This window comes from Algibacter sp. L1A34, from assembly GCF_009796805.1.
GTDB lineage: Bacteria > Bacteroidota > Bacteroidia > Flavobacteriales > Flavobacteriaceae > Algibacter.
Genome location: NZ_CP047029.1, coordinates 1,403,100 through 1,426,101, shown reverse-complemented (window position 1 = coordinate 1,426,101; position 23,002 = coordinate 1,403,100). Strand labels below are relative to the sequence as shown.

Sequence of the window (23,002 nt, the reverse complement as noted above, 5' to 3'; positions counted from 1 at the left end):
TACACGGAAATAACAAATTGTTGATTATTATTTTTCGTAATTACGAAAGACAAAAATAAAACTAATGCCACGAAAACACGAATATTTTTTATTTACTTTACAAAAACTATTATACTCTATTTTATTTTGAAATTATTCAACTTGTCTTTAAAATTAAAAGGCTTCCCGATAAAGGAAGCTAAGGCCTTTTTGAAAACAATCCAAAGTAAACAAAAATTAGATTTTGAAAGTTATATTGAAACCTCAAAACGTGATATTCTAGCTCATCATTTAAAACATAATCCGTTTTATAAACAGTTTGTAAAAAACGTAGATTTAAGCGATTGGAATAGCATTCCTGTAATGACAAAACGTGATTTACAGCAACCTCTAGAACAAAGACTTTCTGAAGGATTTACTGCCAAAACTGTTTTTATTAATAAAACTTCTGGATCATCGGGTACACCCTTTATTTTTGCGAAAGATAAATTTTGCCATGCCTTAATTTGGGCAAATTTTATGGATAGATACAGTTGCTTTAATTTAGATTTGAATCACTCTAAACAAGCCCGTTTCTATGGAATTCCTTTAGGTAAAAAAGACTATTATAAAGAACGTTTTAAAGATGCATTAAGTAATCGGTTTCGCTTTTCCGTTTTCGATTTAAGTGATTCTCAATTAGAAAAAAATATTGAGAAATTCAGCAAAACTAAGTTCGATTATATTAACGGTTACACAAGTTCTATTGTTCAATTTGCAAAATATTTAGAACAACATAATATTGTTTTAAAAACGATTTGTCCATCCTTAAAAGCTTGTATTACAACTTCAGAAATGCTTTTTCGCGAAGATAAAAACCTTTTAGAAGCACAACTAGGTATCCCTGTTATTAATGAATATGGAGCTGCCGAATTAGGCTTAATTGCTTTCCAAAACAAAACTGACCAATGGGTAGTTAATACTGAAGATTTATTTGTTGAAATTTTAGATAAAAATAATAACGTATTACCTTACGGCGAAGAAGGGTGTATTGTTATTACGTCGCTTTACAATAAAGCGCATCCCCTTATCCGATACGATTTAGGCGATATTGGAACTCTATCTAAAAAAAGCACGTTACAAAAACCTATTCTAGAAAAATTAGTAGGACGAACTAGTGATTTGGTGATGCTACCCAGCGGAAAAAAAGCGGCCGGATTAACTTTTTATTACGTTACAAAAACCATTATAGAGAATGATGGCAATGTAAAAGAGTTTATTATTGAGCAACTAAAGTTGGACACCTTCAAGATTAGCTATGTTAGTAATAAGCTTTTAACTGAGGAAAATTTAGAACACATAAAAAAAGCGATTTCAAAATATCTAGAACCTCATTTAATTGTTGTGTTTGAACGTAAAGAAAAACTTGAGCGCTCTAAAAGTGGTAAACTAAAGCAATTTAAGTCTTATTTACCTTAATGGTTTGCTTCGACTTTACAAAAAAGTGCTCATTTAAAAATACAAACATCGAAAAAATTGACTTTACCGTAGAAAACCTCAATCCTTTTTTATAAACCCAATAATTATGCTTTACCAAACTTAACTTATTTGAAGACATTGAATTTTCGTGAATACGATAGTAAGCCAATGATTCTTGAATGCCTCTGGCGGGTTTTCCTGACTTTTTAATTGCAGCTAACCATATGAGCCAATCTTGCCGTTTTCTTAGATTAGACGTTGTTATTTCACCTAAAACACGAGCATTATACATACCCGTTAAATTACCAATGTAATTACTCTTTAAAAGTTTGGTGTAGCTAAGTATTTCTAAAGCTTTAACTCGTTTGTTTAATTTGTCTCCTTTTTCGTTTATTAAATCATAGCTACAAAAACACACATCACAATTTTCTTTTTCGATAAAAGTAATTTGAGTTTTAAGTTTTTCTGGCCTCCAAAGGTCGTCAGCATCTAAAAAAGTAATATAATCACCCTTTGCAGCTTGAATACCTTTGTTTCTAGAAATCGCGGCGCCAGAATTAACTTGGTTTTTAATAAGTTTTATATTGGAATGCGCTTGCAAGAAAGGTTGAATTATTTTTAAAGTATTGTCGTTAGAACAATCATCAATTAATAACAACTCCCAATTTTTATAAGTTTGATTTATAACACTGCCTATAGTTTCTGAAATAAAGACTTCAGAATTAAACATGGGTGTTATTATGGAGACTGAAGGGGTTATCATTGAATTGTTTTAACACACATTATTATCTCTTATTAATATAATTTTAATCGTCATAATAATGATCAATTCTAAACATAAAAAACATCATCTTTTATAAGATTGATATCAGGTTCCACTTAGATTCGACCCTAATGATTATAAACAATAAATGCTTATCGTTATAAATATTTAAGAAGAAAAAATATAAATTTACTATTTATTTATATAGCCAGTAAAATCTTTATGCTCACTTTTATATAGCTCCTCTTCTGTTAAGCTTTTAAAATAATCAAAAGTTATTTTCATTCCTTCGGCTCTTTGTACCTTAGGCTCCCAACCCAAAAGCTTTTTCGCTAATGAAATATCTGGTTGTCTTTGCATTGGGTCATTAACAGGTAAATCTTTATAAATTACTTTTTGCATTGTTCCTGTTAATTTAATAATTTCTTCTGCGAAATCCTTTATCGTTATTTCGAATGGGTTACCAATATTTACGGGTTCTACATAATCACTTAACAATAACCTGTAAATACCTTCAATTTGGTCGTCTACATAACAGAATGATCTTGTTTGCGATCCATCACCAAAAACAGTTAAATCTTCACCTCTTAAAGCTTGCCCCATAAAAGCCGGAATTACTCTTCCGTCGTTAAGTCTCATTCTAGGTCCATAAGTATTAAATATTCTTACTATTCTAGTCTCTACACCATGGAACCTATGGTATGCCATGGTAATCGATTCTTGAAAACGTTTGGCTTCATCATAAACACCACGAGGCCCTATTGTATTAACGTTCCCATAATAATCCTCTGTTTGAGGGTGAACTAACGGATCTCCATAAACTTCGGAAGTAGACGCTATAAGCATTCTCGCATTTTTAGCTTTCGCTACACCTAACAAGTTATGTGTACCTAACGAACCTACTTTTAAAGTCTGAATTGGGATCTTTAAATAGTCTATTGGGCTTGCTGGCGAAGCGAAATGAAGAATATAATCTAACTCACCCTCTATTTCGATGTACTCTGTAACATCGTGGTTAATAAATTCAAAATTGGAATTGTCAGATAAATGATTAATGTTTTTGGAATCTCCCGTAATGAAATTATCCATACCATAAACTTTAAAATTCTCTTTAAGAAAACGATCGCACAAATGAGAACCTAAAAACCCTGCTGCTCCGGTTATTAATATTGTATTCATGTTTATATAGTTAAAAAACTTTTAATTTTCTCAATACTCAGAAATTTCAGTGTTAATAATATACTATCAAAAACACCTAATTTGGTTACTTGCTTTATGTGAATTGAAATAACTTAATCAATTTTCATTTAAATTGTTTTAATAAGCTTTATCTTCTCCTTGAAAAACATTCACAATCGTTTGTAAAATAATATTAATATCTAATAAAAACGACCAGTTTTCAATATAAAAAATATCATATTTTGTTCTGTTAATAATATCGAAATCGGTTTCTACTTCGCCTCTACAACCACTTACTTGAGCTAAACCAGTAATACCTGGTTTAACATTATGCCGGACCATATATTTATTCGCCTTTTTCGAATAAACTTCAGATAAAGATGTCATGTGAGGTCTAGGTCCTACTACAGACATATGCCCTAAAAGCACATTATAAAACTGTGGTAATTCATCTATACTTGTCTTTCTAATAAATCTGCCAATCTTAGTTACACGCATATCGTTTTTTTTAACATGTAAATCATCTGTTATTTTATTAACAGCCATAGACCTAAACTTTAGACATCCAAATTCATGACCATCTAAGCCATGTCTTTTTTGTTTAAAAAATATTGGTCCTTTAGACTCTAACCTTATTAATAAAGCAATTAAAGGTGTTAACCATGATAATAAAAAAACTGTAGCAATTGATGAAACAATTACATCTAAAGCTCGCTTAACAAAAGCATTTAATGGTTCGTGGACTGCAATTTTTCTTAAAGATAAAATTGGAGTAAAATCGTAATATTCATATTGCAATCTTTTTGAAAAAATATCTTTATTATCAGGTATAAACTTCAACGTTCTTAAATTGTTATCTGCAAAGTTTATAAGTAAATTCATTTCCTTATTACTTAATTCTGAAACCGAAACAAATATTTCGTCAATATTGTTTTCTACAACATATTTAAAACATTTTTTTAACGAAAAATCTTTATCATTAGAACAAAATTGAGCTCTAAATCTTAGACCAAAATCTGGTTGATTTTTAAAGGTTTGTATAAGTTGTCTTATTTTGGTGTTTTCTCCAATAACAATAACATCTCTTTGATTTCCTTGTAAAACAGAACGGAATTTTTTAAAAAAATAAAAAGTTATAAACTTAAACAAGAAAATTAAAATTATTGTAAATAAAAGGTATTTAGCTAAAGCAACTCTGCCTATGTGCGGTTGTTTAAAAAACCCCATGTAAGCATACAAAATAAATGTAAAAAAAACAAGTTGATTAACTAGTAATCTAGTAACCTGAATAATTCGTGTATGCCTATATACTTCATAAAAATTATTCCTTACAGCTATAATTACCCATGAAACGGATATATAGCAAACAAATAAATAATGATTGCTTAAATTAATTGGAAACAAAAAAACCGCACCATTTAGAATTATTAAATCAATCAATCTAATAACTGGTTTTATTAATTTAGAATAACGTCCTTGTTTATAACTCATTTAATTTTCTTTATTAAGAATGAAATCTTTCTAATGTCCAAATATTCTAAAATAAAAATGAAATACCAAAAAATTAGTTAACATTAAAAAACTTTCAAAAACGTTCTTTTTTAAAAACAACCTAAAAAAGTTAAAATTCTCCTTGATTAGCAAGAATTTATTCTTACCTAAAGAGCTGTTTGATGTTCTATAAAAAGCCAAGGGTTATTTAATACCTGTAGCCTTTTCTGTTTTATCTAAAATATTAAACCAAAATCTCCAATCTTGTCTTTTTATATACATTTGACATATAGATTTCACCAATCATAATTTTAAATGATTTATATAAATCATTGTCTACTTTTATTAGGTTTCTATTGTCCTCGAGTAAACATGTGTTTAAATAATCAAGATTCTAAAATTTGAGATTCATAAACCAAGTTTAAAGCGCTTTCGTTTAAATCGTTATCGGTCACTTTTTATTTGGACATTGGCTTAGTGACTGCCCACATATTAGGGCCAAAAGCATAACATATATTTTTGATATTCATAATATGAATTATTTAAAACTGCTATTTATTTTTCAGAAAAAAATCTATTTGAAACTGCATTTTTTCTAAAAAAATCTTTTCAGAAAATCTTTTAGCATGATTTCTTATCCAAACTGAATTAAATCCATTCTCAAGTTTTTCAAAACGCCCAATAGCCCCTTCTAACGAATTAACTTCTTGATTCTCAAAAAACACCCCAGAAGACTCCTCTACCTTCAATAAATTTTCAACAACTGTTTCTAACGCCCCCCCTTTATTATAAGCTATTACAGGAATACCATAGGACATAATTTCTAGTGGTATCATTCCAAAATCTTCTTCTCCTGGAAATAATAAAGCTTTAGACCTAGAAAGAATACCTTCTATCTCCTCCCATGGTAATTCACCTTTAAATTCTATATTGCTTTTTGCTCTCTTTTTTTGTTTTTCCATTTCAGACCCTCTTCCAATAACTATAAGTTTTTTTCCATTTATATTAAAAGTGTCTACTAATAAATCTATTCTTTTATAAGGTGTAATAGCTCCAAAGCTTAAATAAACATCCCTATTTTCATTAATAACTAATGGTTTATCAAAGAGATTGTCTGCAATAGGAGGATATACAACTTCTGCTTCACGATTATAAAAATGGTTTACACGTTTAGCCACGTTTTCAGAATTTGCTATGTACAAATCAACTCCATCAATAGTTGTTTTATCCCATTCTCTTAGTCTATTAAAAAAAAATGATAATATAGGCCTTAGCATTTTATTTACAGATAGTAAATACTTGTCGGTAAAGCCCCAACAATACCTCATAGGAGAATGAATATAACAAATATGAGGTATTCCATTTTTATTTAAAATTCCCTTAGCTGGTCCAGATTCTGAAGAAATAATCAAATCGTAATCATCCTTTAATTTCAAGGATTTAATACCAATAGGATATAATGGGAAAATTTTTTGGTATCTTTTTTTTAGAAACGGGATGTTTAAATTTGAAGTGTACACTTTATGGTTTTTAAGATAATCTCCATAAATTTCTTTATCGTAAAAAAGCGTATAAATATCTGCACCTGGAAATAAACTTAAAATAGATTCGATAACTTTCTCACCACCTCTTCTAGTTATAAACCAATAATGTATAATAGCTACTTTCATTATTTAAAAACATCTAGTGGAATAGAATTCCAATTCTCTAAAGCTCTTTTAAAACCAAAACCTTCATCTATTAAATATTGCAGTTTAGTATTAGTAGGAAAACCTGCTTTTCTAACCCTCACAAGATGGATATCTGAGGTTTTACCTATTAATTTGAACAAAATTTGAACAAAAAATGTAATTACAGCCAATATGGAAACTGGTAATTTTAATGTTGGTTTTTTAATATTCAAATATTCTTTAGCAATAAGTACCATTTTGCTCAGGGGTTCTACTGGATTTTCCGCATAATTATACAATATAAACCTCTCCAATTTATTAATAGTAACTAACATGCTTTCCACTAAACCATAAACGCATCTACAACCTTTAATTACATTACCACCATTAGGAAGAATAAATGTTCCTTTTTTAAGGGCTTTAATCATTCTATAAACACTACCAAGGTCTTTGGGTCCAAAGATAACACTTGGTCTTACTATAACCAATCGTCTTGTTGTATTCTCAGCCATCAATTCTTTATGGATTTTTTCGGCAAACCCTTTCGATATGCCATAAGCGGTTTCGGGGTATAATGTTGATGATCCTGTTCTTTGCTTTAAAGACCAACTGTAAGGCGCAATACTACTTGTGAAAAATATGTTTTTAATATTAAAATCTCTAGCAAATTTATTTGTATTTTCTGCCAGTAATTTTTTTAAAAGATGAATTCCGATATATCCGGCTCCTCCAAAAATCATTACTGTTTTATTCATGGTTATTTTTAATTTCAACAAAGTTATGATATTGTTTTATTAATTTAAGAACAATTACCACATAAACGAAAAAGATCTTATATTATGTTAATTTTTAGATACTTATCTTCAAAAAAAAAAACGTTAAACATTATTTCGATATGAGTATACCTTTTTTTCTGTAAGATTACTATAAAACAGCAAACTAGTGATAAATGCAAATAGCATTATTCCCCTTTGCCTATAAAGCAATGCTTCTGTTAATTCTGCTAGGCTAAAAAAGATAATAAAAATCAATAGCGTCCTTGGGCGCTGTACAATCGCTTTTTTTAAAATTTCAAACTTCAAATATAAATAAGTAACTAAACCGAATAAACCAGTGGACACAAAAAACTCTAAATACTGGTTGTGTGTATTGGCTATTACTCCATTTGGTAAAAACTTAGATAACTCAACTTGATAGTTTACTAAGCCTAACCCTAAAATGATATTTTCTTTTACAGCAATAAAAGCGGCTTCCAAATAATAATATCTTTGATATACTCCAAAACCTTTTTCAAAAACACGCATTGTTTTCTCATTTAACATTGGAAAATTATAACAAGCGTATCCTATAAAAAAAACAATACACGTTAACAAGATAACAGCTTTTTTTGTTGACTTAAAAAACGATTTTAAGAGTAGCACAAACAATAGCAGAGCCAAAAAAAGAGATGTTCTTCCGGTAAAATAAAGCATAAACACTAATAATAAACAAAACATATAAATGTATTTTTTTTGCCTAAATGCCTTATGGTAACAAATAATACAACCTGTTAATAAATAAAAACTAAGATAAGGTGTATGAAACTCAAAAACCCTTGATATATATACCTGACCTACTAGAATAGTTTTCTCTAAAGTTAATAAATGTTCGCGGGTTTCCGTTAACCAATAATTAATAGAAACATAACCTATTGAAAACACACAAAACATGATAAGTGAGCCTAGGAAAAAATCTAAGATCCTATTTAACTCTTTTGAGTTTAACTGTACATTAAAAAAAAGAATTGGAAAAAAAAGAATTGGAACTATTCTAAGTAGTTTTTCTAATACTTTACTATCAAAACCAAAATATAACATGTTAGCAATAAACATCATAATTAAGCTTGAAAAAACCAAATGACTTTTTTCAAATTTAATTTCTTTCAACATAAAGCTTTCTGTTAAAAAGGCTGTTATACTAATTGCTAAAGCTATGCTTGCAAAAATATACGGCATAAACAAGCACACCACAAATAAAAGTAATGACTGCTTTGTTATATAATATTTTTCGTTGTTCAATTTAATTTAATTTAAAATCATAGATTTAATAAGTAATATGTGCTCATCAACCGCTTTTTCCCAAGAAAAATCATCTAACCTTTTATATCCTTTTTCTATGAGTTTCTCTGATTCTATCTCTGAATCTAGCAGATAAATAATTTTATTTACTAAATCACCTGAATCACTAGGGTCGAAATAAATAGAAGCATCTGATGCGACTTCTTTAAAAGGAGGAATATTTGAAACAATAGTAGGTACGTTATTCGAATAAGCTTCCAAAATAGGCAAGCCAAACCCTTCATAAAGAGATGGAAACACAAATATTGATGATGTTTGATAGTGGCTCTCTAGTTCTTCATTTGAGACATAACCCGTAAGTTCAATGTTTTTATTTGCTTTAATTTTATCTATGATATTATTGGATACTGGATTAATAAATCCAGTAATTTTTCCAATAATAACTAATTTTAACTTTCTTTTCAAACTTAAAGCTTCAAAAGCATCTAACAATACACCTAAGTTTTTATGTGGTTTTAGATTACCAACAAAAAGTATTTTCGGAGCGTCTTGTGTTTCTTTTTTATATTTTGATATTGAAGATTTTTTAAAGCCATTATAAACAATTTCAACTTTTTTCGATACGTTTTCACCTAAATAAACTTCAATTTCATCCTTAGAAAATTTTGAGACAGTAATTATCTTTTCTGATAAAAATCCTGCCATTGTATATAGAAATTTAAGATACCTATATTTAAAAAAACTAAAATATGATGGGTTTGCTAGATGAAAGACGTCATGTATTGTTGTTAACCTCTTTTCTGCTCGTGTCGGCAATATTGTTGTGTTAAAATGAGGTGTCCAATAAATTATTGACTTAGGTATTTTTAAAGCCAATTCAAGGTTCTCTAGAGGGTTGTAAACTTTGTGTTTTAGCACTATATAATGTAAGTTACTATGCTTTGGACCAAAAAAATTTAAATAGTCATCAAAAACCATCAACAATATTTTAAAATCACTAGAAATAGTTATTCCTTTCACAGTATGTTCAATATATTCACCTATCCCTGAAGCCCCTAACATTCTAGCGTCAATTACCAGGTCATATTTTATGATTTTATCATTCAATTGATTTTGCTTTTTTATAAGAAATCGCTTTAATTATTAAAACGGTTAACAGCACTAATATAGGAGTAACAATTAGAGCAATCATGATGCCTTGATAAAACAAATATACGCGCCAAAACTCTGCAAATATATACATTATAGTAGTATAAACTAAAATCAAAACATTACTTTTAAACTTAATAAATATTCCAGCCATAAAGGCATAAGTAAAAAGAAAAAACGAAGCGACCAGAAAACACATCCAACCATGAGCTCTAAAATAGTATAAAAAAGAAGAATTTGTTGTAAGACTGAGTGGTATTCCAGAATATTTATACCAGTTCAGTGGTTCTGCTCTTATCATTTGAGTATTTTCTCCAACCGAAACAGCCCCTTGAAAAGGAGTACCTAGATACACTATCATATCTGCTGCGCCAGCTTCAAAAAAATTCATGTTTCCAAATTTTTTATAAAAGCCATAATTTCTTGTGTAATTAAAAGTGCTTATAAGAAGATAAAATAGAACGCCACCAATTAAAACTCGCCGCGGTTTAAGTTTAATTTTATTGTATAAAACAAGAATTAACACAGTTTGAACAATGGTAACAATGATTGATAATCTACTCGAAATTATAGCGCACATTAATAATGTAGCAAGAGCTGTTAAATCTAATTTTAGTGATTTCTTTTTAAAAACGATTCTCCTAATCAAAGCTAACGTAACAGCGTGTATAGATACATAACGCAAACTTTTTAAACCTATTGAATATTCTCTATACAAGCTTCTTTTTAATTCATTGGCTTGGTTGTTTTGAATTAAAGATATCATCCCGTCTAAACCTCCAATATCAAGATAAATAGCATACATAGAGTAAAAAGAGCCGATAACAGCTAGTACAATAAATATTTTAAAAACTAAATCTGAATCAAGGCTGACATATTTATTTAATAAATTACTTTTTATCTTAATTGACTTCCCCATTCGAAAACCCAAAAAAGCATTACATATTGCGAAAAAATACCAAACGAATGCTAAAACTACTCCTAACGAAAATACTGAAAATGGTTTTTTTAAAGTATAATACATGTTTTCAGTCAAAACTAGCCATCCTATAAAACTCAATAAAGAAGATAAAAAAACAATTACAGCTGGAGATTTTAAACTTTGTAAGTTAAATAGTTTCATGAATTTTTATATTGTAGAGTTTAAATAAATTATTGACAACATCATTGGTATGAATTTTTATATCGATGGGCTGGTAGGAGTGTAGTCTTATTCGATCTTGAAACATATCTCTTATTGTTATAAGAGCTGTTGAATTAAATGAAATTACATGTTTTGGTAATAGGTTGTTGATAAGTAATTCAATAGGTTTTTTATCTTCTACAAGGATAATTTGACTAGAATCGGAAAATTTCAAATTCAACATTTTAATAAGTAATAAATTAGATGATTTTTCAGCTCGTGGGTGCGGTTTGTAATATACTTTAATAGCTGTTTGACTCTTAACTGATTGCATTAATATTTCCACCATTTCACATACCAATTCACGATACTTTTTCATCGATAACATTCCCATTGCTATTGGTTCTTGTCCTAAAACTAGAAGTACATTTTCTTTACATTGCTTATTAGAAGATATACTTTTTAATGAGACTAGCTTTGATTTTTCTGGAAACACAGAGTATTCTGGTTTTGTTACATATTGGGATGTTACAGAATTGAGAAAAACACCCGTTAAATGCGTATTATCTTTTAACGCTTTATAGGAAAGCCCGTAGATTGAGTAATACATATGTTTTAACCAAACGTGTTTTAAAACTGTACGATCATCATTATAATAATTTAAAATACCATCTTCTATAACATAAGCCCTTCTGAAAAAACCTTTTGAAAAAATATGGTTTGATAACACATGATAAAGATCTACATAGAAAAAATTATAATTTTGATTGTTAATTATTTTTTTAATTCTTTGATAAAATACTGAAGAGTCTTTTAAATAATTAGCATTAATAACTGTTTTTTTTAAAAGATTCGTAGAATTTATTCTTTTCATATTAGCTATATAAACCTTGCCCCATAAGTTATCATTATATTCTAAACCATGTGGATTTAACAAAATATTATCTGCTTTTGCCAATCCTTGCTGCTCTATTATTAATTCAGACAAAAGCATCGAATAACTGGTGATAGGTAAAAAAACATTTATCATGATGCTTTATTTAAGTTTAATAATGATTGATTTGTATAATATTTTCTCAAGATAAAAAATATAATTCCTGAAAAAAATTGTGCTACTGCGGCTCCATAAACACTAAATAATGGAATTAAAATAACGTTTAAAATAATATTAATTAATAAAACGCCTATTGCTACATAGAATATCATTTTAACTTTTCCAAAACCCATTAAAATAATGTTATAATAATGACTAATATTAAGAAAATAACTGCCCACAACCAATATCAATACCGCCCAACGACTTTCCTTGAGTTCTTCTTTACCTAAAAATTCATATAAATAGTTATTAAAAAATAAATACCCTATAATAATACAACAAGAAATTAATGTTGCTCCAATGTAAACTTCTCGCTTTATAGCCGTTAATTTTTCCATATTACGTTCTTGAGAATGTAGCAAAATCTTAGGATAAACAAACGCTAATATAATTGTGGATATTATAATTGTGGACACATTAGAGATTTGAAAATAAACGGAATATATACCTACCTCTCTTTCCGATTCAAATATTGCTAAAATATATTTATCAGAATATTCAATCAACCGAATACAAATGGTTGACAAAAAAATAAAAGTAGAAAAAATAATTCCTTCCTTAATGAATTTTTTATCAATTTTCTCATTAAATATATTTCTTATTCCTGGAAAAAAAACAAAACCCAAAATAATTGATAAAAAACTACAAAAAATCCAGAAAATAAAAATCTGCTCTATTTCTATCGTTTTTTTTAAAATCAATACTACAACTGCCATTAACGCCCATAATCCCGTTCTAAGAAAAAGTAATACATTTGCAAAGGTAATTTTCTCTAATGCAATATATATCCTTATTAACTCCTGTCCTAAGTGTTCAAAAGCAAATAAAACTAATATAATTAACATCAAATTTAAGTCAATTCCTAAAACAAACATAGATATTAACACAAAGACAATTGAAACAATCAAACCCGTATAAAGGTATAAATAAATAGCATTTTTAAAATAAAACACACATTTATCTATGTTTTTAACCATTTTTTTCGTATAGAAAGTGTAAAAATCAAGTCCTACAAAATAAATCATTAAAGTAATAGATTGGTTTATTAATGTAAATGAACCTTGAAACTCTAAACTTTTATATTTCGTAATTAAAAAAAGTAATATAAACTTAGCTCCAATTCCAGAAAACCGAAGGAGTAAAGAAGATATTTTATCAAACTTAAAGAATGAACTAATTATTTTAATAAACAAAATTTTTGTTTTTTATATTAATAAAAATATGCAAAATAACTTCCAATTACATTCTTTAACATTTCAGGTTTAAACAATCAAAAAACTTTAGAAGTATTAAGACAAAGTTTATTACTAACTATGGAAATTACATACAAGTATGAGGAATGACAGTTATAAAATAACATCCCATGATAAAGGTGTTCCTTTTTTATATGGCTCTTTAAAATTTTTTCCGAGTATTTCATTATAATACTTAGGGTGTAAACCATAACTTGGCCTTACAGATCTTATATTATCCTCTGAAATAACATCACCAACCTTCACATCTTCAGTAATAAACAAAGAGCGCGAAAATTCTCTACTTTTTTTCTTTTTATCGGTCATTTCATAATCAACGTATCCGATTAACCTTTCAGTTAAACGTACAGCATCCACCATTTGTTTGAATTCGTTTTCATCCATTGAAAAATGCGCATCTGCCCCTCCAATAGATTTATCTAAAATAAAATGTTTCTCTATTACTGTGGCCCCTAAAGCAACCGCAACCATTGGTGCTTCTGCTCCCATAGTATGATCAGACAATCCAGATTTAACACCAAACCGTTTTACTATATCGGGAATGGTTAATAAGTTGGCATCTTCAGGTGCTGCTGGGTATGCTGATGTACATTTTAATATAGTAATATCTGTATTACCTGCTTCCTTACATGTCGCTATTGCTAACTCAATATCTTCAATGGTTGCAATTCCTGTAGATATAATTATAGGCTTTTGTTTTGACGCGATGTACTTAATTAATGGAATATCTGTAATCTCAAAAGAAGCAACTTTATAAATTGGCGTATTTAATACTTCTAAAAAATCTACTGCTGATTTATCAAAAGGGGATGAAAAACAAACCAAACCTTCTTCTTTTGCTACATCATATAATGGTTTGTGCCATTCCCATGGTAAGGATGCATTTTTGTATAAATCATGTAAATATTGTCCATCCCAAGCAGTGCCTTGTGTGATTTTAAAAAGGTCCGTTTTAACATCCAAAGTAATGGTATCTGCTGTATAGGTTTGCAATTTTATGGCATCAGCACCAGCTCGTTTTGCTGCTCTAACTGTTTCTTTAGCAATCTCTAAAGATCCGCCATGATTTGCAGAAAGTTCTGCTATTATAAAACATTTATTTGATAACATCTGATTTCTCTAATTTATATACAAAACTAAGACTTCCTTTTATTATTTCGTCTTTAAAATACGTATATCTTGCATTTTCAAACGATTTTACCGAAGCTGTATTTTCTTTTTTAATATATGCTAAGATTGGAATGCTGTTGTTTTTAAAATATAGTTTTGCTGAATTTATTAAAATTTGACTTGCTAATTTTTGCCCTCTATAATCCTTTGATACTAAAACACCAACAATAGCGTGTGTTTCTGTAATATCATATCTTACTACACCAGCTGGTTTATTATTTATTAATGGTAATAAGAATAATGTATTACTGTCTTTTATTTTATTTAAATACCATTTTTTATGATTCTTTAATTCTATAGGCTTCGAATCATATGAATTTTTTCGAACAAATGCATCATTAGACCAACTGTAAACCTGCATTAAATCTTCTTGTTTTGCCTTTCTAAAAGAAATATTTAGCTTATTCATTATTCCTAAAAATCGCACTTTACTTTTGCCATCAAAAAGTTTTTTTTGATTTTTCAAATAGGTATCTATTTTATGATTTTTTATGATTTTATTAATTTTTTCTTCAAAATCTAGTACAGAATAGTCTTTAAGGTTGCCTCCTTTAAAAATCACTTCTTGTTTTGCTAATTCTTTATAAATACCTTTTTGATTATCTACAAAATGACCACTAAGAATTGGCATTTTTACAGAGCAAATTTCATACAAAATAGTACTAGAAGGAGCAATAGATATATTACAGGATTGCATTAAATTACATAAATCTTCCTCGTTTAGGTTTTTGTGTAAATGCAGTTTTTTGGTCTGGTTTTCTAAATCAAAAATTTCTCTGTGCTTGTAAGCGGCTCCTAAAACTACATGAATACTAATTATTGTAGGTACTTTTAATAAGGCTTGAACAGCTTTTAATGATAAATTAAACAAATCTGCTCCACCAAAACAAACAAAGGCAGTATCTATTTTGTTAATTGTTTTATCTTGTTTTGCTTCTTTTAAAAAAAGAGGTCTAAGCAATGCAAATTTAGTCCCTAAAGCTAATTTAGTATAATCTTCTTTAATAAAATCCCTTTCTAAAGCATGTGGTGAGTGATTTATTACAATATCAGCGAACATATGCTCTTTTATTAAATCATCAACATATATTAAAGAAAACCCACCCTTTTTTATTTTTTTTTGATAACTACTAACAAACTGATAACCATCTGCAATAATAATATGATCCTTTGGAGCAAAATGAGAACCAATCCATTCTGGTTCGTTACTAATATCTATACTGTTAGGGATTATATTAACTATATATTGCTTTGGAATTACACCTAAAACAGAATTTTCTTTAGTTAAAAACAAAAAATCATAATGACTTTTATACATTTCAACTAAAGCAAACAAACGATACAAATGCCCTAATCCCATTGTAGAATTACCATCTGCTCTAAATATTATTTTCTTTGTCATTTAACATGATTTTATACTTCCCTTCTGCTAATTTCCAGTCGGTTCTGTATCTATATCTTGGGCTTGAAGTTCTGAAATAATTATTGCTCCAGAATTAGTTGTAAGTATCTTTTGTTCGTTTAAAAATGCCTTTGTATTTGTCCAATAAAACTGCCCAGAATCATGATATCTTGGTTCTAAATCTTGTGAGCGTGTATTTAAATGCTCGTTCCAAACCATAGATACTTTATTATTTTCAATTTTTAAAGACCGCTGTATTGGAAATGAAAACTCTAATACAGGAAAAACGCAATTAAAATTACCTTCTACTAATTTCTTGAATGCTTCCGTAATTTTACTTGATGTAACAAAAGGAGCTGTTGGTAGTATACAACAAATGTTATCAAAATTGTTGTTTTTCTTTTTATAATTTCCGACAACCTCTTGAACCACATCTGCTAAAACGGCAAAATCGTTCGCATTATCTTTACTTCTTAAAAAAGGAACTTTAGCGCCATATTCTCTTGCTATTTTTGCAATTTCCTCGTCATCCGTAGAAACCATAACCTCATCGAACAAATTACTTTTTAAAGCAGCCTCAATTGAATAAGCAATAATTGGCTTACCTAAAAAGGGTTTAATATTCTTTCTTGGAATACGTTTACTACCTCCTCTGGCAGGAATAATCGCTATATTACCCATTTAAATAAGTTAATACTTTTTCTATAACGAAACCTTGCTCTTCATTTGTTAGGCTAGGGTACATCGGCAAACTAATACATTTAGAATAATAATTTTCTGCGTTCTTTAAACTTGCGCTTCCGTAACCTATTTCTTTATAGTAGGGCAATGTATGCACAGGAATATAATGTATTTGCGTAAAGATATTATGAGTTCTTAAAAAATCGTACAACCCTTTTCTATCTTCCACTTCAATTACAAACAAATGGTGCGCATTTAAAACACCATCAGGCAAGTTTTGAAATTTGATTATTACTTTAAAGGCTTCTTTATATGCATTGGCTATTTCGTTTCTTCTGACTACTCCTGCTTCGTTCTTAGCAAGTTGTGTAATCCCTAAAGCAGATTGAATATCTGTTAATCTATAATTATAGCCTAATTCTTGCATTTCATAAAACCAACCTCCATGATCTTCTGCCATGTTTTCTTTGGTAATACCATGCGTTCTTAAGGAAGCAAGTTTTTTGTATAATTTTTCGGAATTGGTCGTTATCATTCCACCTTCGCCACATGCTATATGTTTTACTGGGTGAAATGAAAATATGCCTATATCGGCATAATTACCATTTCCACACATTTGTTTTACGCCGTTAGAATCTTTGAAAGAACCACCAGGTGCATGGCAAGCATCTTCAATTATCCATAAACCGTGCTCGTTGGCTAAATTTCTAAACGCTTCTAAATCCACTGGAAGTCCAGCAAAATCTACTGGAATAATACCTTTGAAAAAACCTTTTGGTTTACTTTCAATAAGTTTTCTAGTGCTTTCTAAAGATAATACATAAGATTCTGGATCGATGTCCGCAAACCAAACTTCTCCACCAGCATATCGCACACAATTTGCTGATGCTGCAAAGGTAATTGGGGTAGTAATTACACGTTCTCCCTCTTTTAAATCTAAGGCCAAAACGGCTAAATGTAATCCTGAAGTAGCATTATTAACTGCCACTGCATATTTAGCACCCACATATGCCGCAAACTTATCCTCAAACTCTTTAACTTTTGGTCCTTGAGTTAAAAAATCAGCCTTCAATGTTGATACTACTGCATCAATATCATCTTGCTCGATGTTTTGTCTTCCGTAAGGTATTGCTTTCATCTATACAGTGAAATTAGAATCTACGTGTTCCTTTATTAATGTTCTTAAGCTCTCTACAGTTTCCCAATCATCATTTTCACCTGAGTTGTAGCTAAACCCTAATGGTGCTTTTTTAGCATTAAAAGTTTTAACAAAATCCTCTATTTTCCATTGATGAGTTGCTGGTAGTATGGTATAATATTTACCAAGGTCATAGGTGTAAAAAGAATCTGAAGGTGTAATCATTTCTTCATGTACTTTTTCACCTGGACGAATTCCAACTACTGGTTTTTCACAATTTGGACCGATAGCTTCAGCTACATCCATAATTTTATAAGAAGGTATTTTAGGAACAAATAACTCTCCTCCCCAAGCATGTTCTAAAGCATGCATAACCATATCTACGCCACCCTGAAGAGAAATATTAAAACGGGTCATATTAGGGTCTGTAATAGGTAAAGTGTTATTTTCTTTCTTTTTATTAATAAAAAAAGGAATTACGGATCCATTAGATCCCATAACATTACCATATCTTACTACTGAAAAATGAATTTCGTTATCACCTTTAATATTATTAGCGGCAATAAATAATTTGTCTGAGGTTAATTTAGTTGCTCCATATAAATTTATTGGTGCACATGCTTTATCTGTAGAAAGAGCAACAACGCGTTCTACTTTTGTTTTTAGACAAGCATCAACTACATTTTCTGCCCCTCCAATATTAGTTTTAATGCACTCGTCTGGGTTATATTCTGCTATATGAACATGTTTCATTGCAGCTGCATGAATAACATAATCAACACCTTGAAAAGCTCTAACTAATCGTTCCTTATCTCTAACATCCCCAATAAAATAACGTATTTGTGGATAATCCTTTGAAGAATATTCCTGAGCCATTTGAAATTGTTTTTGTTCATCTCTTGAGTAAATAATTAATCTTCTCGTTTCTGGATATTTATTTAGTATATGAGACGTAAGTGCCTTCCCAAGAGAACCCGTTCCTCCTGTTATTAAAATAGATTTCCCCGTTAAATCAAACATTTCTTTTGTTAATTAAAATTTTGTTAATATTTTAAAACTACTTAATTATTGAGAATAGAATACTTCTCAAAAAAAACTAATTTCACTTATACGCTTAAATCACCAAAACTAATTTTTTTGGTCGTAAAGCAAAAGTACGATATTTGTTGGTTTTTACAAGAGTTATGCTTTCATAGATATTATTCTCTAATAATATTTTCTTCGTAAAGCTATATCAAGTCATTACCTGTTTATCTTTAAACTGATATATGACAAAACCACCTTCTTTTATCTTTCAATAAACTTAAACTAATTGTATCTGTAGGAAAATCTATTTGAGAATCTGTTAGGCATAGCTTTTGTTCTGTTTTGTTTTTTACTATACAGTCAAGAGGTTCTTATAATAAAATAGCGTTCTAAAATATCTTGAATATATTTTTCTCCTTGCAGTTTTGACTTTCAATATTCATTGATTGAATTAGGTAAGTCTTTGGGTGTATAGCCCATTTCTTTGTCTCCATCAAATACATAATCTGTTGAAATACGAATTAAAACCACACAAAATTATTTACAGACTTTATAAAGCCTCTTAACACCTTCTCCATTTACCTCAAAAGCTGTTTTTGGTGTTATTTCAGCTTGCTCAACATTAAGTATATGCCGCACAACTAATGCAGCAATCAAATTGTTCTGTTTCAAATATATTTTGTATTGAGTTAATATCTGCAATATCCAATTTCGATTTAGAGGAGAATATAAATTCAATACCTTAATTGTTGTTTAGATACAATTCTTCTATCGTTTCACCTAATTGTCCTGTAGATCCCGTGACAAATACTTGCATAATTATTTAAATAAATCGTTAAAGGTTCGTAAAATCAAATCTTTTTCAGAAACAATAAACTCTTCCTTTGACATTACCCAATCAATATTCAATGTTGGATCGTTAAAAAGAATTCCTCCTTCTGACTCTTTATTATAAAAATTATCGCATTTATATGAAAAAATTGCAGTATCACTCAAAACAACAAAGCCATGTGCAAAACCACGAGGAATAAATAATTGTTTTTTATTTTCTTCTGTTAACTCAATTGAAAAATATTGACCGAATGTTACAGACTCTTTTCTTAAATCTACAGCTACGTCTAAAACACTTCCTTTAACAACACGAACCAGTTTAGCTTGCGCATACTCTCCTGTTTGATAATGCAAACCTCTTAATACCCCTTTAGATGAAAACGATTCGTTGTCTTGTACAAAATTAACATTTTCTCCTATCAATTGATTAAACATTGCTTCGTTAAAACTCTCAAAAAAACAACCTCGTTTATCTTTAAATATTTTGGGTTCTAAAATATAACACCCTTGTAATTTTGTTTCTGTAACCTTCATTATTTATTATTCAATAACCCTAACAAGTTTTTACCATATCCACTTTTTAATAATGGTAATGCTAACGCTTTAAACTCTTCTTTATTAATATATCCCATTTCAAATGCAGCACCTTCAATGGCACCTATTTTTAGTCCTTGTCGTTCCTCAATCACTTCAACAAACTGTGAAGCCTGCATAAGTGATTGAAAGGTCCCTGTATCTAACCAAGCTGTTCCCCTATCTAGTATACTAACATTTAATTTTCCTTGCTCTAAATACGCTCTATTAATATCTGTGATTTCTAATTCTCCTCTATGGCTAGGTTTTATGTTTTTTGCAATTTCTACAACGGAATTGTCGTAAAAATAAATACCAGGCACAGCATAATTTGATTTAGGGTGTTCTGGCTTTTCTTCTATTGAAATTGCATGTCCATTTTTATCAAACTCAACAACACCATAGCGTTCAGGATCATGAACTCTATACGCATAAATAATTCCTCCTTCAGGATCATTATTTGCCTGCAATAGTTCTGTTAATCCTGTTCCGTAAAAAATATTATCACCAAGAATTAATGCAACTTTATCGCTACCTATAAATTCTTCTCCTATAATAAAAGCCTCAGCTAAACCATTGGGGGCATCCTGAACAGCATATTCAAACTTACACCCATACTTTTTGCCATCACCCAATAAATCCTTGAATAAAGATAAATCTTTAGGTGTTGAAATAATTAAAACTTCATTTATGCCGGCAAGCATTAAAGTTGAAAGAGGATAATAAATCATAGGCTTATCGTAAATAGGCATAAGTTGTTTACTTACCGATAACGTTAAGGGGTGTAACCTAGTTCCTGAACCACCTGCTAATATAATTCCTTTCATAACTATGTATTATTAATTATACTGCTTTTCGTAATAAGATTGGTATTGTCCACTTGTTACATTATTTAACCAATCTTCATTACTTAAATACCATGTAATTGTTCTTTCTAAACCTTGTTCAAAAGTAACTGAAGGCTCCCAGCCTAACTCTTCTCTTATTTTTGAGGCATCAATGGCGTATCTTAAATCATGTCCTGGGCGATCTTTTACATATGTAATTAACTTCTCCGACATACCCTCTTCTCTATTCAATTGAACATCCATTTGTTTGCATAACAGCTTCACTAAATCAATATTCTTCCACTCATTAAAACCTCCTATATTATATGTTTCCCTATTTACCCCTTTGTGAAACACTAAATCTATAGCTATGGCATGATCTACAACATACAACCAATCTCTAGTGTAATTACCATCTCCATAAACGGGTAATGGTTTGTTTTTAATTATATTATTAATGAATAAAGGAATTAACTTTTCTGGAAACTGATTTTGACCATAGTTATTTGAACAATTTGTGATAACATAAGGCATATCATAAGTTTCCCCATACGCTCTAACAAAATGATCTGAACTTGCTTTTGATGCCGAATAAGGCGAATTTGGATTATAAGAAGTTGATTCTGTAAACAAACCTGTTTCTCCTAATGTTCCATAAACCTCATCTGTACTTACGTGATAAAAAAGTTTATTACTAAAATCGGCTTTCCAACATAATTTAAAAGCATTCAAAAGATTCATGGTTCCAATAACATTTGTTCTAACAAAAGCCAAAGGATCTTTAATAGAACGGTCTACATGTGATTCGGCAGCCAAATGAATAACTTTATCAAATTTATACTTAGTAAAAAGATCATTAATAAATCGCTCGTTAGTAATATCCGCTTTTATAAATGTATAATTATTACTAGACTCAATATCTTTAAGGTTTTCTAAATTACCAGCATATGTTAATGCATCTAAATTAAAAATATGATAATCTGGATACTTTTTTACAAATAACCTGACTACATGAGACCCAATAAAACCCGCTCCGCCAGTAATTAAAATAGTCATTTAATTAGTTTTACTTGTTACTTTCCTTATCTAAATACTTACCTAACCCAATAATCATAAAAACAGAAAATGTTAATAAAAACATCACTAATGGTATTAAAATTTTCATTTTATTGTACCAGTTTCTTATATCGTAACCTGTAGCTGGGAAATTAGCTAGGACGTTAATAATATTCTTTTGTTCGACCCTATTAGTATTAATCGCTCTTCGTTGTGCTTCCAAATCAAGGCGTTTTTCAATAACTTTAGACTCATCCACAATTAAACTAGCAGATTCAGCATCGCCCATGTATAAGTTAGTTCCAGAACTCGAAACACCTTCCTTATTAGATTCGTTTATTCTTATATTCAAATATTCTTTTACTAATGAGTCTGTTTTTTCTATCTGTATTAAAAGAGCATCATCTTGTTTATCTAAGTTATCAACATTAACCTTAAGAACTTCTTCTAAATAACTGTTGCTAGAAATTTCTTTTATAAAAGCTTTTTCAATTTTTTTATAAATTCTTTTATCCGTTGCCGCTACACCTATTTGATGTGTTTTAAAGTTATATGGCGTTAAAGATTCTTTATACCGATCATAAGTCATTTCTAATCTAGAAATAGAATCTAATTTTTTATAATAATTCGAGTATTCCTCTGCAATAATATTTTCATCAATATCAGGTTCAATATAAAAACCTTTTAAGGCAGAAGCCTCTTCTTCGGTAATATTTAACCTTTTAGAAAGCTCTACTACATCTTTATCTTTACCCGCTAATTGATTAAACTGCTTAATATTCTCATAAACTTGTCTCGCCGAATTAAAATTAGTTTCAATAAACAGACTAGCTCCATAAGATTTATCAGATGTTGAATCTATACCAAAACCAATAACAAGACCTAAAATCACTGCTGACGCATACCAAATTTTTCTTTTATAAAAATGAGAAAGCATATTTATAAACAATTTAAATATCCCAATAAAAAACCCTCCAATAAACTTAAATAATCTATCGAAAGCTTTGCCTATAAGTTTAAATAACTGACCTAAATCTACCTCTTCAGACTCTTGTGGTTGTGGTAACTCTTTACTCATAA

22 protein-coding genes are annotated in these 23,002 nt (G+C 29.4%); 1 reads left to right on the top strand and 21 read right to left on the bottom strand.

Going from position 1 to position 23,002, the window contains the following annotated elements; genetic code table 11:
- Positions 1 to 126 precede the first annotated feature (126 nt).
- Positions 127 to 1,437, top strand: coding sequence for a phenylacetate--CoA ligase family protein (locus GQR97_RS06245; RefSeq protein WP_158846551.1), 1,311 nt, complete (start codon positions 127 to 129; stop codon positions 1,435 to 1,437).
- Here GQR97_RS06245 and GQR97_RS06240 read toward each other — a convergent pair.
- The 21 genes from GQR97_RS06240 to GQR97_RS06145 form a co-directional block, all read right to left on the bottom strand.
- On the bottom strand, positions 1,418 to 2,200 hold the full coding sequence (locus tag GQR97_RS06240; RefSeq protein ID WP_233267612.1) for a glycosyltransferase family 2 protein: 783 nt from the start codon (positions 2,198 to 2,200) through the stop codon (positions 1,418 to 1,420). The genes GQR97_RS06245 and GQR97_RS06240 overlap by 20 nt on opposite strands.
- A gap of 192 nt (positions 2,201 to 2,392) precedes the next feature.
- Positions 2,393 to 3,379, bottom strand: a complete 987-nt coding sequence (locus GQR97_RS06235) for a UDP-glucuronic acid decarboxylase family protein (protein ID WP_158846549.1) — start codon at positions 3,377 to 3,379, stop codon at positions 2,393 to 2,395.
- A gap of 138 nt (positions 3,380 to 3,517) precedes the next feature.
- Positions 3,518 to 4,870 carry an exopolysaccharide biosynthesis polyprenyl glycosylphosphotransferase gene (locus GQR97_RS06230; protein ID WP_158846547.1) on the bottom strand — a complete coding sequence of 451 codons (1,353 nt, stop codon included), beginning with the start codon at positions 4,868 to 4,870 and terminating at the stop codon, positions 3,518 to 3,520.
- 551 nt (positions 4,871 to 5,421) lie between these two features.
- Entirely contained in the window at positions 5,422 to 6,540 is a 1,119-nt protein-coding gene (locus GQR97_RS06225) for a glycosyltransferase (RefSeq protein ID WP_158846539.1), read from the bottom strand.
- Positions 6,540 to 7,295: an NAD-dependent epimerase/dehydratase family protein gene (locus GQR97_RS06220; protein WP_158846537.1), complete on the bottom strand. Its 756-nt coding sequence runs from the start codon at positions 7,293 to 7,295 to the stop codon at positions 6,540 to 6,542. Before GQR97_RS06220 ends, GQR97_RS06225 begins: the two co-directional genes overlap by 1 nt.
- A gap of 123 nt (positions 7,296 to 7,418) precedes the next feature.
- Complete coding sequence (locus tag GQR97_RS06215) at positions 7,419 to 8,597, bottom strand: O-antigen ligase family protein (RefSeq protein ID WP_158846535.1); 1,179 nt, start codon at positions 8,595 to 8,597, stop codon at positions 7,419 to 7,421.
- Between the two features lie 6 nt (positions 8,598 to 8,603).
- Positions 8,604 to 9,704, bottom strand: coding sequence for a glycosyltransferase family 4 protein (locus GQR97_RS06210; RefSeq protein ID WP_158846533.1), 1,101 nt, complete (start codon positions 9,702 to 9,704; stop codon positions 8,604 to 8,606).
- Complete coding sequence (locus GQR97_RS06205) at positions 9,697 to 10,869, bottom strand: hypothetical protein (protein WP_158846531.1); 1,173 nt, start codon at positions 10,867 to 10,869, stop codon at positions 9,697 to 9,699. The genes GQR97_RS06210 and GQR97_RS06205 overlap by 8 nt, the downstream gene beginning before the upstream one ends.
- Positions 10,856 to 11,899 carry a polysialyltransferase family glycosyltransferase gene (locus GQR97_RS06200; protein WP_158846529.1) on the bottom strand — a complete coding sequence of 348 codons (1,044 nt, stop codon included), beginning with the start codon at positions 11,897 to 11,899 and terminating at the stop codon, positions 10,856 to 10,858. The genes GQR97_RS06205 and GQR97_RS06200 overlap by 14 nt, the downstream gene beginning before the upstream one ends.
- Positions 11,896 to 13,158, bottom strand: a complete 1,263-nt coding sequence (locus GQR97_RS06195; RefSeq protein ID WP_158846527.1) for a lipopolysaccharide biosynthesis protein — start codon at positions 13,156 to 13,158, stop codon at positions 11,896 to 11,898. Before GQR97_RS06195 ends, GQR97_RS06200 begins: the two co-directional genes overlap by 4 nt.
- A gap of 153 nt (positions 13,159 to 13,311) precedes the next feature.
- Positions 13,312 to 14,328 carry a pseudaminic acid synthase gene (gene pseI / locus GQR97_RS06190; protein ID WP_158846525.1) on the bottom strand — a complete coding sequence of 339 codons (1,017 nt, stop codon included), beginning with the start codon at positions 14,326 to 14,328 and terminating at the stop codon, positions 13,312 to 13,314.
- Positions 14,315 to 15,790, bottom strand: coding sequence for a UDP-2,4-diacetamido-2,4,6-trideoxy-beta-L-altropyranose hydrolase (gene pseG / locus GQR97_RS06185; protein ID WP_158846523.1), 1,476 nt, complete (start codon positions 15,788 to 15,790; stop codon positions 14,315 to 14,317). Before pseG ends, pseI begins: the two co-directional genes overlap by 14 nt.
- 27 nt (positions 15,791 to 15,817) lie before the next feature.
- Positions 15,818 to 16,471: a pseudaminic acid cytidylyltransferase gene (gene pseF / locus GQR97_RS06180; RefSeq protein ID WP_233267611.1), complete on the bottom strand. Its 654-nt coding sequence runs from the start codon at positions 16,469 to 16,471 to the stop codon at positions 15,818 to 15,820.
- Entirely contained in the window at positions 16,464 to 17,609 is a 1,146-nt protein-coding gene (gene pseC, locus GQR97_RS06175; RefSeq protein WP_158846520.1) for a UDP-4-amino-4,6-dideoxy-N-acetyl-beta-L-altrosamine transaminase, read from the bottom strand. The genes pseF and pseC overlap by 8 nt, the downstream gene beginning before the upstream one ends.
- Complete coding sequence (gene pseB, locus GQR97_RS06170) at positions 17,610 to 18,629, bottom strand: UDP-N-acetylglucosamine 4,6-dehydratase (inverting) (RefSeq protein ID WP_158846518.1); 1,020 nt, start codon at positions 18,627 to 18,629, stop codon at positions 17,610 to 17,612.
- 438 nt (positions 18,630 to 19,067) lie between these two features.
- The gene (locus GQR97_RS19960) at positions 19,068 to 19,166 is read right to left on the bottom strand and encodes a sugar nucleotide-binding protein (protein ID WP_158846516.1); all 99 of its coding nucleotides are present in this window, start codon (positions 19,164 to 19,166) and stop codon (positions 19,068 to 19,070) included.
- 6 nt (positions 19,167 to 19,172) lie between these two features.
- Complete coding sequence (locus GQR97_RS19860) at positions 19,173 to 19,307, bottom strand: hypothetical protein (protein WP_262885932.1); 135 nt, start codon at positions 19,305 to 19,307, stop codon at positions 19,173 to 19,175.
- Between the two features lie 147 nt (positions 19,308 to 19,454).
- Complete coding sequence (rfbC, locus tag GQR97_RS06160; protein WP_158846514.1) at positions 19,455 to 20,000, bottom strand: dTDP-4-dehydrorhamnose 3,5-epimerase; 546 nt, start codon at positions 19,998 to 20,000, stop codon at positions 19,455 to 19,457.
- Positions 20,000 to 20,866 carry a glucose-1-phosphate thymidylyltransferase RfbA gene (rfbA, locus tag GQR97_RS06155; RefSeq protein ID WP_158846512.1) on the bottom strand — a complete coding sequence of 289 codons (867 nt, stop codon included), beginning with the start codon at positions 20,864 to 20,866 and terminating at the stop codon, positions 20,000 to 20,002. Before rfbA ends, rfbC begins: the two co-directional genes overlap by 1 nt.
- 12 nt (positions 20,867 to 20,878) lie before the next feature.
- Complete coding sequence (rfbB, locus tag GQR97_RS06150) at positions 20,879 to 21,922, bottom strand: dTDP-glucose 4,6-dehydratase (protein WP_158846510.1); 1,044 nt, start codon at positions 21,920 to 21,922, stop codon at positions 20,879 to 20,881.
- Positions 21,923 to 21,932: 10 nt separating this feature from the next.
- Entirely contained in the window at positions 21,933 to 23,000 is a 1,068-nt protein-coding gene (locus GQR97_RS06145) for a hypothetical protein (protein WP_158846508.1), read from the bottom strand.
- Positions 23,001 to 23,002: the final 2 nt, after the last annotated feature.

Bases quoted from the DNA above. Each gene is read 5' to 3' on its own strand.
- GQR97_RS06240 (WP_233267612.1), bottom strand. From the start codon at position 2,200: ATGATAACCCCTTCAGTCTCCATAATAACACCCATGTTTAATTCTGAA.
- GQR97_RS06235 (WP_158846549.1), bottom strand. From the start codon at position 3,379: ATGAATACAATATTAATAACCGGAGCAGCAGGGTTTTTAGGTTCTCAT.
- GQR97_RS06230 (WP_158846547.1), bottom strand. From the start codon at position 4,870: ATGAGTTATAAACAAGGACGTTATTCTAAATTAATAAAACCAGTTATT.
- GQR97_RS06225 (WP_158846539.1), bottom strand. From the start codon at position 6,540: ATGAAAGTAGCTATTATACATTATTGGTTTATAACTAGAAGAGGTGGT.
- GQR97_RS06220 (WP_158846537.1), bottom strand. From the start codon at position 7,295: ATGAATAAAACAGTAATGATTTTTGGAGGAGCCGGATATATCGGAATT.
- GQR97_RS06205 (WP_158846531.1), bottom strand. From the start codon at position 10,869: ATGAAACTATTTAACTTACAAAGTTTAAAATCTCCAGCTGTAATTGTT.
- GQR97_RS06200 (WP_158846529.1), bottom strand. From the start codon at position 11,899: ATGATAAATGTTTTTTTACCTATCACCAGTTATTCGATGCTTTTGTCT.
- pseI (WP_158846525.1), bottom strand. From the start codon at position 14,328: ATGTTATCAAATAAATGTTTTATAATAGCAGAACTTTCTGCAAATCAT.
- pseG (WP_158846523.1), bottom strand. From the start codon at position 15,790: ATGACAAAGAAAATAATATTTAGAGCAGATGGTAATTCTACAATGGGA.
- pseF (WP_233267611.1), bottom strand. From the start codon at position 16,471: ATGGGTAATATAGCGATTATTCCTGCCAGAGGAGGTAGTAAACGTATT.
- pseC (WP_158846520.1), bottom strand. From the start codon at position 17,609: ATGAAAGCAATACCTTACGGAAGACAAAACATCGAGCAAGATGATATT.
- pseB (WP_158846518.1), bottom strand. From the start codon at position 18,629: ATGTTTGATTTAACGGGGAAATCTATTTTAATAACAGGAGGAACGGGT.
- rfbC (WP_158846514.1), bottom strand. From the start codon at position 20,000: ATGAAGGTTACAGAAACAAAATTACAAGGGTGTTATATTTTAGAACCC.
- rfbA (WP_158846512.1), bottom strand. From the start codon at position 20,866: ATGAAAGGAATTATATTAGCAGGTGGTTCAGGAACTAGGTTACACCCC.
- rfbB (WP_158846510.1), bottom strand. From the start codon at position 21,922: ATGACTATTTTAATTACTGGCGGAGCGGGTTTTATTGGGTCTCATGTA.
- GQR97_RS06145 (WP_158846508.1), bottom strand. From the start codon at position 23,000: ATGAGTAAAGAGTTACCACAACCACAAGAGTCTGAAGAGGTAGATTTA.